The organism is Paraburkholderia fungorum (assembly GCF_003610895.1).
Taxonomy (GTDB): Bacteria; Pseudomonadota; Gammaproteobacteria; order Burkholderiales; family Burkholderiaceae; genus Paraburkholderia; species Paraburkholderia fungorum_B.
This window is the reverse complement of record NZ_MCAS01000059.1, coordinates 1-12,113: the sequence shown is the minus strand read 5'-3', so window position 1 is coordinate 12,113 and position 12,113 is coordinate 1. Positions and strand designations below refer to the sequence as shown.

Genomic DNA, 12,113 nt, shown 5'->3' with positions numbered 1-12,113 from the left:
GTGTATGGACCGGGGACATGGGTAACAGGTGTGCGGGGACATGGGTAACACTCTGGGCGAGTGAATCGCCTGGAGCCGGTCATGCCCTGGAACCCGAGAGACACCATGAATCTGCGTCTGGAATTCGTCCATCTGGCCTTGCAGGAAGGCGCCAACCGTCGTGAGCTGTGCCGACGCTTCGGCATCAGTCCGAAGACCGGCTACAAGTGGCTCGGGCGCTACGCGCAGGGCGACACGACGACGTTGACAGATCACTCACGCCGCCCCCAGCAGAGTCCGGCACGCACGCCCGCGTGCGTCGAGCAGCAGGTGCTCGAACTGCGGGGGGCGCATCCGGCCTGGGGCGGGCGCAAGATCAGCCGTCGCCTGCGCGACCAGGGTCACACGGGCGTACCCGCTCCCAGCACCGTGACGGACATCCTGCATCGTCATGGGCTGATCGATCCGTGCGCCTCCGACGCGGCCACGCCCTGGCAGCGCTTCGAACATGCGCAGCCCAACGACCTGTGGCAGATGGATTTCAAGGGCTGGTTCGACCTGCAGGATGGACGGCACTGTTCGCCCCTGACCCTGCTGGACGATCATTCGCGCTACAGCGTGACGCTCGATGCCTGCATCTGCACCGACACCCGGACCGTGCAGCATCATCTGGAGCGCACGTTCCGCCGCTACGGTCTGCCGTTGCGCATCAACGCGGACAACGGTTCGCCGTGGGGCAGCCCCAGCCAGCCGGGGCAACTGACCGAACTGGCCATCTGGCTCATCCGGCTGGGCGTGCGACTGTCCCACAGCCGGGTGGCCCATCCGCAGACCAATGGCAAGGAGGAGCGGTTTCACCGCACGCTGAAGGCCGAAGTGCTCACCGGCCACCATTTCAGGGACCTGAACAGCGCCCAGCAGGCGTTCGATGCGTGGCGCACGGTCTACAACCACCAGCGTCCACATCAGGCGCTGGACATGGCAACCCCGGTCACGCGATACCGGCCCAGCCCCCGGGCGTATCCCGAGATCCTGCCGCCCATCGAATATGGTGACAACGATCTCGTGCAGCGCGTGAAGTGGAACGGTGAGCTACGCTTCAGGAACCGGCGATTCAAGGTATCGAACGCCTTGCACAACCTGCCCGTGGCCATCCGCGAGCGCGCCGGTGAAGAGAACTGCTACGACCTGTTTTTTGCGCATTACCGTTTCGGAACCATCAACCTGAACCAGCAGGAATGAGCGGATCATGTGTTACCTATGTCCCCGCACACCTGTTACCTATGTGTCCGGCCTATACACGGCGGCAAAGAAAGTAAGTGCCGCCCCGCACAGGGGCAACGCTAATAAACCAATAACACAACAAGGAAAGGCCAACGCCACAAAAACACAACCAAAACAAACCACTAACAAAACAAGAAAACCCCAACACCCTAAAACCACAACCAAAGCGCCGCGCAGGCAAAAAAACCCAAAAACCCTTACCCCTCCCCCCGATACCCCACAAGCACCTTATGCGCAACCATATCCACAGCAGGCTTAACCAACCCATTCTTGTCAGTCCAAACCTTGGGCGTCAACGCCCCACTCAGCGCAACACTATCCGCATCACCCAGCGCAAGCAACGCCCCTTGCACTTCATCATCAAACGCAATCACATTGACGAAAATCGTATCGCCATCATTGGTGGTCGCCCGGACCTTGCAGGTCACAAAGCGTTTGCCATTCTGCCCCGTGCGAATCTGCGCTTCGCCATATAAGCGTCCACCCACCAGTCCATCGATCATCGTCCTGCTCCTCTTATTCCGTACCGTGCAAAAAGCAATATCGCTCAGCGCGGTCCGTATGATCCCACGATCCGCCGCGCGGCTAACGCAAAAGCACGGACCACACGCTGCATGCCTATGCCAGCCCCACACGCTTGCCGCTAACCCGCACCCGCCGCCTCGAAAATATCGCGCAGCCACTGCGCAAAAACCCGCACCCGCGACGACAACTGCCGATTGTGTGGATACAGCACCGAAACCGGCATCGCAGGTGGCGGAAAGTCCGCGAGAATGATCTTCAGCCGACCCGACGCCAATTCATCCGCCACGCGGTATCGCGGCACCTGCACGATGCCGAGCCCCGCCACCGCCGAACCCGTGTAGAGATCGGCGCCCGTCACCGATACCGCCGACGGCAAATACATAGCCGTTTCGCGGCCATCGACGCTGAATTCGAGCGGCACCGGCTTGCCAGTCGCGCTGGACAGATAATTGACCGCGCGATGCGCGGATAAGGCCACCGGATCGGCCGGCTCGCCGTAAGCCGCCAGATAGGCGGGACTCGCCACCGTCACTTGCGGCAACTGCGCCACGCGCCGCCCCACCATCGACGAATCCTGCAGATTGCCCGCCCGCAACACGCAGTCAACCCCCTCCCGCACCAGATCAACCAGACGGTCGTCCTCGCCGATCGTCAGTTCGATGTCGGGAAACCGGCCGAGAAACGCCGGTAACGACGGCACGACGAAGTGCCGCGCCAGCGTGCCCTGCAAATTCACCCGCAATAGCCCCTTCGGCGCAAGGTTGGAAAACGAGCCCTCCGCCTCTTCCATGTCGGCGATCAGCCGCACGCAGCGGCGATAGTACGCCTCGCCGTCGTGCGTCAGCCGCACCGAGCGCGTGGTGCGCTCGAGAAGCCGCGCGCCAAGCCGCTGCTCCATGCGCTTCATCAGATTGGTGACGGTGGCGCGCGGAATCTGCAGGTCGTCCGAAGCGCGCGTGAAGCTTTGCCGCTCGGCGATTCGTATGAACACCCGCATTTCCTCGAAACGATCCATGGTTGGCGCCTATACGACCGCCTGCCGGTCAATTATTAACGTAAATGGAATGATGATGGCAAGTCTAACCCGATTATCTCAGCAGAGAAAGCGACCATGATTCGTTTCACCAACCCACCACGCAGAAGGAAACGAATCATGAACACGATCAAAAACGCCCAGGTCGCCATCGTTACCGGCGCATCCCGCGGCATCGGCGCAGCGGTTGCGCAACGCCTCGCGAACGACGGTTTCGCGGTTGCCGTCAACTACACGTCGAGCTCGTCGGAGGCCGATGCGCTCGTCGCGCAACTCACGGCGGCAGGCACCAGGGCCATCGCCGTGCAGGCCGACGTTTCGAACGCCGACGACGTGCGCCGCATGTTCGAGACCACCGAGCAGCAACTCGGCAAAGTGGACGTGCTGGTCAACAACGCGGGCGTGCTCAAGACACTGCCGCTCGCCGACACCAGCGACGCGCTGTATGACCAGACCTTCGACATCAACGTGCGCGGCACCTTCAACACGCTGCGCGAAGCGGCCGCACGAATGAACGACGGCGGACGCATCGTCAACTTCTCCAGCACGACGCTGGCGCTGAACATGCCGGGCTATGCGATCTACAACGGCACCAAGGCCGCTGTCGAAGCATTCACCCACGTGTTCGCCAAGGAATTGCGCGGCCGCAACATTACCGTCAACGCGGTTGCGCCTGGCCCGATCGCGACCTCGCTGTTTCTCGACGGCAAGACCGAAGAACAGATTCAGACCTTCGCGAAGATGCCGCCGCTGCAACGCCTCGGTCAGCCGGACGACATCGCCTCGGTGGTGTCCTTCCTCGCCGGTCCCGATGCCGCCTGGGTCAATGGACAGATCCTGCGCGCCAACGGCGGCGTGGCCTGACCCCCACTTGAAAACGCGCAAAGCGGCTTGCTCACAGCGCGTTTAAACGTCATTCGCTTTCACTCACGAATCGGAGAAGAAAATGCACAAGAACATCATTCTGGTGACGGGCGCCGGTACGGGCATCGGCAAGCTCACCGCACAATCGTTGGCCGAAGCCGGTCATATCGTCTACGCGACGATGCGCGATGTCGAAGGCCGCAACCAGCCGCGCGCCGACGAAATGCGCTCGCTCGCCAAAACGAAGCACATTCAGTTGTATCCGCTCGAACTCGATGTGTTGTCGCAAGAATCCGCCGATGCCGCAGTCGCGACAATCGTCCGCGAACAAGGACGGCTCGACGTGGTGATGCAAAACGCGGGACATCTGGTGGTCGGCCCCAGCGAAGCGTTCACGCCCGAGGAAATGGTGAAGGTGTTCGACACCAACCTGTTCGGCGCGCAGCGCGTGAACCGCGCGGTGCTGCCGTATCTGCGCCAGCAGGAAGCCGGTCTGATGTTGTGGATCAGCAGCACGACAAGCAAGGGCGGCTTTCCGCCATTCCTTGGCCCCTACGGTGCGGCGAAGGCCGCCATGGATTCGCTTGCGGTCACCCTCGCCTACGAAATCGCGCGCTTCGGTATCGAAACCTCGATCGTGGTGCCTGGCGCGTTCACACGTGGCACCGCCCACTTTCCGAGCGCCGGCAAACCTGCCGATGCGCAACGCGCCGCGGCGTATGCGCGCTATGACGGCGTGATGGATCAGATCGGCGAACGTCTGTCTGAACTCACACCGGACGACGCCGATCCACAAGCCGTCGCCGACGAAATCGTGCGGATCGTCGCGTTACCTGTCGGCGAACGGCCGATGCGCTCAGTGATCGATTTCGTCGGTGACGGCGCACGTGAAGTGCTCGAAGTCTCGGAGCGTGTGCGCATCGAGTTCGCGAAGCGGATCGGCATGGGCGATCTGCTCGAAGCGAAGGTCAAGCGCTAACCCTGCCTGACCATAAGGGACGTCTGGGAACATTGACTAGGCCACGCGTCCCGCCACTCCTTTTCGCTGTGAACCTGCACGCCCATGAAACCCTCGATCCTCGCCGCCTGCGCCGTGCTGCTGCCATTCCTGATCGCCGCTTGCGATGCAAAACCGCAGCCGCCGGATGCATCCATCGCCACGCGGAGTACGAATATGAAACCCTCTGTGACTTACCTTCATCTGCTGAAGCACACGCCGTTTTTCACGAGCCTGACGACCGGGCAGTTGCGTTGGGTGATTGCGCATTCGCACGAATGGGAAGCGCAATCGGGCACGGTGATCGAGCAAAGCGACGGCAGTGCGCACGGTGCCGCGAGCGGGCAAGGCATGTGGATTCTTCTGGACGGCGGATGGCAAATCGAATCCGCCCAACGGACGTATCCGGCGGGCCATGCGAGCGCGGGGAAATGGTTCAGCCCAACGGTAACCGATCAACCCTGGCGTCTCGTTACAACCGACCACAGCTATGTGATGAAGATCGAACGCGCAGACTTCGACGCGATGCTCGGACAAGGTTTCGCGTTCGACCAACATCTCAATGCGGGCTACCGCTACTACAGCGAACTGTTCGCCGCTCCGGCCGACCTCGTCAAGTAACGGTTGGGCCGAAGCGGGTTGTTACCCCGCTTGCGCAGTGCAGATGCAGATGCAGATGCAGATGCAGATGCAGATGCAGATGCAGATGCTAACGAAGCGTGCTCAGACCGCCGCCGGATTACGCTCCGCAAATCCTTCCTGATGCCAGTACGGATACGCGGGACGTACAGCGCTGGCGGCGTCGAGCTTCGCCACCTGTTCGGGTGTCAAGTTCCAGCCCACTGCGCCGAGGTTCTGCCGCAACTGCTCCTCATTGCGCGCACCGATCAGCACCGTCGAGACGGTAGGCCGCTGCAGCAGCCAGTTCAGCGCGATTTGCGGCACGGTCTTGCCGGTTTCGGCCGCAACCTCGTCGATTGCGTCGAGCACGCGGAACAGATACTCGTCCGGCACCGGCGGCCCCATGTCGGCGGTTTTATGCAGACGGCTCGTTTCCGGCAACGGCTGACCGCGCTTGATCTTGCCGGTAAGACGCCCCCAGCCGAGCGGACTCCACACCACCGCGCCCACGCCTTGATCGACGCCGAGCGGCATCAACTCCCATTCGTAATCGCGGCCGATCAGCGAATAGTAAGTCTGATTCGCGACATAGCGCGGATAGCCATAACGATCCGCTGTGTCTTGCGATTTCATCAGATGCCAGCCGGAGAAATTCGACACGCCGGTGTAGCGGATCTTGCCGGCGCGCACGAGATCGTCGAGTGTCGACATGACTTCGGCAATCGGTGTCTTTGCATCGAAACCGTGCAACTGGAACAGGTCGATGTAATCGGTTTGCAGGCGTTTGAGCGCTGCATCCACCGCCTGAATCAGATGAAAGCGCGACGAGCCGACGTTGTTCGGACCGTCGTCGAAACGGAAGGTCGCTTTGGTCGAGATGATCGCCTTGTCGCGCTTGCCCTTGAGCGCTTCACCGAGCACCGACTCGGAAGCACCGCTCGAATAGATGTCCGCGCTGTCGAACATCGTGACGCCCGCGTCGAAGCAGATGTCGAGGAGGCGACGCGCTTCGGCCACGTCGGTGGCGCCCCACGCCTGAAAAAATTCTCCCTTGCCGCCGAATGTGCCGGTGCCGAAACTCAATACCGGTACCTTGAAACCGGATGCACCCAGATGTCGATACTCCATTGCAGAATCTCCGTAGTCTGACCGTCGATAAGCGGACGTTTAGTCTACCCGCGTCCGGGAAAACGTGTCAGGCAGCGCTCAAGGTGGTGAGCGCGTCACGCGCGCTTCGAATCACGCTATCCCAATCGCCCAGTGACGGTTGCCGGAACAACTTCGCCTGCGCATACCAGGGCGTATCGGCACGTTCCAGCATCCAGCGCCAGCATGTGTCGAAGCGATTCAGAATCCAGACCGGCTTGTCCAGCGCACCGGTCAGATGCGCGGTGGACGTGTCTACCGAAATCACCAGGTCGAGATTTGCCACCAGCGCAGCGGTGTCGGCGAAGTCATCGAGTTCGTCGGTATAGTCGACCACCTTAAGCTGCGCATCACCGCGCGGTAATTGCTGCGCAGCCGCTCCTTTCTGCAGGCTGAAGAACTGCACGTTGGACACGTCGAGAATCGGTGCCAGCCGCTCGAATGTGATGGACCGCCGTGCGTCGTTCTTGCGAAGCTCGGCGACATGCGGCCGATTTCCGCCAGCCCAGACGAGCCCGACTTTCAGGCGCCGTTGCGCTTGCGCAGCAATACGCTCGTGCCAGTTGCGCGTTGCTAACGGGTCGGCGAACAAATAAGGCGTCTTTGACGGAATACTGGCGAGATCGGTCTTGAGCGCGAGCGGCAGACTCAACAACGGACAGTGGCAATCGAACGGCGGCAGTGCGTGGCCTGCTTCGATCAGTTGATCCACGCCGTCGAGCGTGGACATGAGCCGCATCAACTCGCGCGGCACCTCCAGCACGACTTTTGCGCCGAGCTTCGACACCATCCCGGCATAGCGGCAAAACTGCAGCGTGTCACCGAGACCTTGTTCGGCGTGCAGCAGAATCGTTTTGCCGTCGATTGAAAAATCGCCGAGCCAAAGCGGTTGCGCAAAGGCGCGTCTGCCCGCCCTGATCCGGCTACGCTCCCAGCGCCATTCGTACTCCTTCCATCCTGCTTCCAGGTCCCCGAGTTGCAGCAGGCACAACGACCGGTTCCAATGCGTCTCGGCAGCGGCGGGGTTCACGGCCAGCGCGCGCTCGTAGCTTTGCAGCGCCTGCGCGTGTTCATTGAGATCGACCTGAGTCAGGCCGAGGTTGTTCCATGCATCGGCAAACGCAGGGGCGAGTTCGAGCGCGCGCTGATAGCTTTGCCGCGCTCCGTGCGGCTGGTTCAGATCGCTAAGCGCATTGCCGCGATTGCTCCATGCATCGGGATAGTTCGGTTGCAAGGCGAGCGCGTGATCGCAACTTGCCAGGGCGTCGGCGGGCCGGCCCAGATCGCGCAGCACGCAGGCACGATTGTTCCAGGCTTGCGCGAAATCCGGCGTCAAGGCGATCGCGCGATCGAAGCTGCCGAGCGCTTCAAGCGGCAAGTTCAGACCGGCTTGCGCATTGCCCCGGTTGTTGAGTGCGTCCGGAAATCTGGCCTGCAAGGCGAGCGCGCGATCGGCACTTGCCAGTGCTTCGTCGAAACGTTGCAGGGCATTGAGTGCATAGGCGAGATTCGAATGCAGCGGCGCCTGTTTCGCGTTGACGGCAAGCGCCTTTTTGAGGAACTCGATACCTTCCTGCACACGCCCGGCTTGCAACGCGAGTGAACCCAACAGTTGCAGCGCGTCGAAGTGGCGTGGTTTGAGTTCAAGAATCTCACGATAGAGTTCTTCGGCCTCGGCAAATGCGCCGTTCTGCTGAAGCGCGACGGCTTGCCGAAGCATATGGTTCAACTGTTGCGGAAGATTGGCAGGCTTGCCCATGCGGTGAGCTTTGATTGAATGCGCGTGAAATCGGAAAATTGCTTTCGAGCTGCCTGAGTCGCGCCGCAAAGCGCGCAGGCCAAGCCCAAAGAACGAAGCCGATTATCGCCGAAAAGAACGCGTTCGGCCTGCTGTGTCGAGGCGGCCCGTGATTGCGGGCGGACGAGAGGGTTGCTGCTGATTCTGGAAACGGTTCTTGAGGGCGGCTCTTTGGCGGCTCTTTAGCGCCTTTTATGCCGCATGGTGGCGCGCGTCGCGTCGCAACGTGACACGCGCCTGATGCTCTGACTACACGCGACTCTGGTGCGCGTGCGGTTTACTGCGTGAAGTGCTTACGCTTGGCGAGATCCTGAGCCATTGCGTAATGCGCCTGGATGGTCGGGAGTGCCTGCTTCGCTACGTTCTTGAGTTGTTCGTCGCGGCCCGAGGCGATTTCAGCCTGGAATGCCGACAGCGCTTTCTGTTCGCCGGCGAGCGCGACCTGCTCGATATAGGTCTTGTCGAAGTCGGCGCCGCGCAGGTTGTTGATGCTCGCGAGCACCGCGGTATTCGGATCGTTCTTCGGCACGTCGACGCCACGCGGGCTTGCGGCGCGCAGCGCGTCCGAGATTTTCGCGTTGTCGTTCGACACGCGCTCGGCGAACGCCTTCACTTCGCGGTCGGTGGAGCGCGACGTAGCGATGCGTGCGGCGTCGCGTTGGGTGGCGACGGCCGTGGTCGCGTCGGTGATAAAGGCCTGGTCGGCGGCATGGATCCGGACGGCGTCCGGCGCGGTCTGTGCACTGGCTGCGGTAGCGACGACCATAAGGCTGGCCATGCAGGCACTGGTGAGGGTGGCGAGAGGCAAGCGGATCATACGTTCTCCTTGGAGTGGATGCGAAACGACAGCGATACGCGTGCGCCTTGGCCATTGCGTGCGATTGCATTGATACCTTGCAAGTCGCTTGCGATTGACTAACGACGCCGCGCTCTTATCGCTGTGCATTCTAGGAGGCGCTTTATCCAGCATGTGAAACCATGCTGTCGCTTCTGTAACGTTAGGTAACCTTCATACAAATAATCAGGCTACGCCGTGAAGCCGCGACCCTCTTCCCGTTGCCACTATCTACTGGGTGTTAACCAGAAAGCATCGGTAAACCGCGTAAATTCACTGAATTTTCCTGCCGATGCGCCGATAACGAAAAGATAGGGCACGCGCCGGGGCCGAACGAACGATATGCCTCGCGCACCACTCGCACCGCAATCCTGGAGAGTTTCGATGGCAGTCGATCACCGCGCGAACGACGAACGCAGCAACCTGACGAGTTCCAACAAGTTCGAGTTGTTGCTGTATCGGTTGGGTGCCGTTCCTGGCAGCGACGCACATGAGCTTTACGGCATCAACGTTTTCAAGGTGCGTGAAATCTCGACGATGCCGCCGGTGACGCCGATTGCGGGTTCATCGCCGTATGTGATGGGGGCGGTGGACATTCGCGGGCAGATTATTCCGGTGATCGATTTGCCGCGCCTGATGGGTTGCGAGCCGACACGCGGCCTGAACATCTTGCTGGTGACTGAGTTCGCGCGTTCGACGCAGGCATTTGCGGTCGAGGAAGTAGACGACATCGTGCGGCTCGAATGGAATCAGGTGTTGTCCGCCGAGGGCGCGGCCGGCGGCAATCTGGTGACGAGCATTGCGCGTATCGACGGCAACACGGGCGACTCGCGGCTCGCCCAGGTGATCGACGTGGAGCAGGTATTGCGCGACGTGTTTCCGTCGCAGCATCCGAGCGTCGACCCGACCTCGGTGGGCGAAGCGTTGGGCATTCGCCGGGGCGCGAAGATTCTCGCCGCTGACGATTCCGGGTTTGCGCGCAAGCTGATCGAGCAGGCGTTGAGCGCGATCGGCGCGGACTACGTGATGACCAAGACCGGTGAGGAGGCATGGAATACGCTGCAGCAGGTTGCGCGTGAGGCGCAGGCTACCGGTGCGCGAGCGAAGGACAGTATTGCGCTGGTGTTGACCGATCTCGAGATGCCGGAGATGGATGGGTTTATGTTGACTCGTCAGATCAAGGCTGACGAGCGGACCCGGGATATTCCGGTGATTATTCATTCGTCTTTGACTGGCGCCGCTAATGAAGCGCATGTGAAGAATGCCGGGGCGAATGGGTATGTGGCGAAGTTTGCTGCCGCGGAGTTGGCTAATGCTATTCGTAGTGCGCTTGGGGGGGTGCCTTTGGCTGAGGAGGTTGTTGGTTAATGGGGGGTTTTTTGCCTGTCCAGGCCGGGGGGCTTGCGCGGCGCTTTTTGTCTGTGTGATTTTTGGTGTTGGCCGTTTCTTGCTCTGGATTCTTTGGCGTTGCCTTGCTTTGTTTGTGGTCTGTTTTGGTTGTTGTTTTTGTGGCGTTGGCCTTTCCTTGAATTGGTAATGGTTTATTGGCGTTGCCCCTGTGCGGGGCGGCACTTACTTTCTTTGCCGCCGCAAAGAAAGATAAGCAAAGAAAGCGGCTCACACCGCCAGCCCATAAGTGGGTCCCCTGGCTTGATAGGGGTAGTGGTGCATCTGGAATCTGTGTTCTCGGGGGTGTCAGAATTTCCGTGTTCAAGGCGGGTTGAGAATTACACGGATGGTCGAACGAATCGGTCCTCATAAAGTATGGCGAACTGGTTCATGGCGGCCTTCCAGTCATGAGCCGCACGCCCCCAATCGGCAGTGATGTTACGCAATGCAAGCCAGATGAGCTTCGTCGCAGCCTCGTCGGTCGGGAAGTGGCCCCGCGTTTTGATGATCTTGCGCAACTGCGAGTTGATGTTCTCAATGGCGTTCGTCGTGTATATCACCTTGCGAACCGACGGTGGAAACGCAAAGAACGGAATTACGCGATCCCAGGCGTTGCGCCACGCCGCGCTGACCGGCGGGAATTTCTGCCCCCATGGCCCATCAGCAAATGCATCGAGTTCCGCCTGCGCCGCTTCCGCGCTGGGCGCGGTGTAGATCGGGCGGATCGCTGCGGCCAGGCCCCTGCGGTCCTTCCAGCTCGCGTAATCGAGGCTGTTGCGGATCAGGTGAACAATGCAGGTCTGCAGCGTGGTGGCCGGAAACACTGCCGCCAGCGCCTCGGGCATACCCTTCAGACCATCGGTGACGGCGATCAGGATGTCGTTGACGCCGCGCGTCCTGAGGTCGTTGAACACCTTCATCCAGAACTTGGCGCCCTCGGTGTTCTCGATCCACAGGCCGAGGATATCGCGTGTGCCGTCGGGAAGAATGCCCAGCGCAAGGTAGATCGCCTTGTTGCGCACCACGGCGTCTTCGCGGATCTTGACCCGCAATGCGTCGAAGAACACCACCGGATACATCGGCTCAAGCGGGCGGCCCTGCCAGGCCGTCACTTCGGCCATGACCTCGTCGGTAACCGAGCTGATGAAATCAGGCGAGACGTCGGTGCCATACTGTTCGAGCAGAAAGCCTTGTATCTCACGCACGGTCATACCCCGGGCATACATGGCGACGATCTTGTCATCGAAACCCGTGAAGCGCCGTTCGTGCTTGGGAATCAGCAGCGGTTCGAAACTACCGTCGCGATCGCGTGGGATCTCGATACGGATCGGACCGTCCTCGGTCAGGACTGTCTTGGCGCCCGTGCCATTGCGCTGATTGGTGACGGCCGCGGGCTTTGCAGCACCGGACGTGTAGCCGAGATGATGGCTCATCTCGCCACCCAGCGCCCGCTCGATCAGCGCCTTCTTCAAGGACAACGTCGCGGCGTTGATCGCTTCGGCCGTCATCGGCCCGTTGCCGAACTTCTCAAGCAGCTCAGCGGGGATCACCGGCAGTTCTGCCGGCGTAGCTTTCGGTTTGCGAGGCATAGGTTCTCCTGGGGAGAATGATATGCCTTGAACACGAAATTAATGACAGGCCC

At 60.8% G+C, this 12,113-nt stretch carries 11 protein-coding genes; 5 read left to right on the top strand and 6 right to left on the bottom strand.

From position 1 onward, the window contains the following. Window positions 1-81 precede the first annotated feature (81 nt). A complete protein-coding gene (locus BCY88_RS35455) occupies window positions 82-1,221 on the top strand; it encodes an IS481 family transposase (protein ID WP_120344283.1) in 1,140 nt (379 codons plus the stop codon). 239 nt (window positions 1,222-1,460) lie between these two features. Here BCY88_RS35455 and BCY88_RS35450 read toward each other — a convergent pair whose 3' ends face one another. Next, window positions 1,461-1,766 (bottom strand): single-stranded DNA-binding protein, encoded by a 306-nt coding sequence (locus BCY88_RS35450; RefSeq protein ID WP_120348749.1) that lies wholly within the window; start codon window positions 1,764-1,766, stop codon window positions 1,461-1,463. 140 nt (window positions 1,767-1,906) lie between these two features. Next, entirely contained in the window at window positions 1,907-2,803 is an 897-nt protein-coding gene (locus BCY88_RS35445; protein WP_120348748.1) for a LysR family transcriptional regulator, read from the bottom strand. 138 nt (window positions 2,804-2,941) lie between these two features. Here BCY88_RS35445 and BCY88_RS35440 point away from each other — a divergent pair, with 138 nt between their 5' ends. From BCY88_RS35440 to BCY88_RS35430, 3 genes are all read left to right on the top strand, one after another. Further along, window positions 2,942-3,685 carry an SDR family oxidoreductase gene (locus BCY88_RS35440; RefSeq protein ID WP_120348747.1) on the top strand — a complete coding sequence of 248 codons (744 nt, stop codon included), beginning with the start codon at window positions 2,942-2,944 and terminating at the stop codon, window positions 3,683-3,685. A gap of 82 nt (window positions 3,686-3,767) precedes the next feature. After that, entirely contained in the window at window positions 3,768-4,664 is an 897-nt protein-coding gene (locus tag BCY88_RS35435; RefSeq protein ID WP_120348746.1) for an SDR family oxidoreductase, read from the top strand. An 84-nt stretch (window positions 4,665-4,748) separates the two neighbouring features. Next, entirely contained in the window at window positions 4,749-5,303 is a 555-nt protein-coding gene (locus BCY88_RS35430) for a cyclic nucleotide-binding domain-containing protein (protein WP_120348745.1), read from the top strand. Window positions 5,304-5,405: 102 nt separating this feature from the next. On the opposite strand, the gene BCY88_RS35425 is transcribed toward BCY88_RS35430, so the two are convergent. The 3 genes from BCY88_RS35425 to BCY88_RS35415 form a co-directional block, all read right to left on the bottom strand. Next, window positions 5,406-6,431, bottom strand: coding sequence for an aldo/keto reductase (locus tag BCY88_RS35425; RefSeq protein ID WP_120348744.1), 1,026 nt, complete (start codon window positions 6,429-6,431; stop codon window positions 5,406-5,408). 67 nt (window positions 6,432-6,498) lie between these two features. Further along, a complete protein-coding gene (locus tag BCY88_RS35420) occupies window positions 6,499-8,208 on the bottom strand; it encodes a tetratricopeptide repeat protein (RefSeq protein WP_120348743.1) in 1,710 nt (569 codons plus the stop codon). A gap of 316 nt (window positions 8,209-8,524) precedes the next feature. Beyond that, window positions 8,525-9,064: a DUF4142 domain-containing protein gene (locus BCY88_RS35415; protein ID WP_120348742.1), complete on the bottom strand. Its 540-nt coding sequence runs from the start codon at window positions 9,062-9,064 to the stop codon at window positions 8,525-8,527. 402 nt (window positions 9,065-9,466) lie between these two features. Here BCY88_RS35415 and BCY88_RS35410 point away from each other — a divergent pair, with 402 nt between their 5' ends. Then, entirely contained in the window at window positions 9,467-10,450 is a 984-nt protein-coding gene (locus BCY88_RS35410; RefSeq protein WP_120348741.1) for a chemotaxis protein, read from the top strand. 359 nt (window positions 10,451-10,809) lie between these two features. On the opposite strand, the gene BCY88_RS35400 is transcribed toward BCY88_RS35410, so the two are convergent. After that, window positions 10,810-12,060, bottom strand: coding sequence for an IS256 family transposase (locus tag BCY88_RS35400; RefSeq protein WP_120342987.1), 1,251 nt, complete (start codon window positions 12,058-12,060; stop codon window positions 10,810-10,812). Window positions 12,061-12,113: the final 53 nt, after the last annotated feature.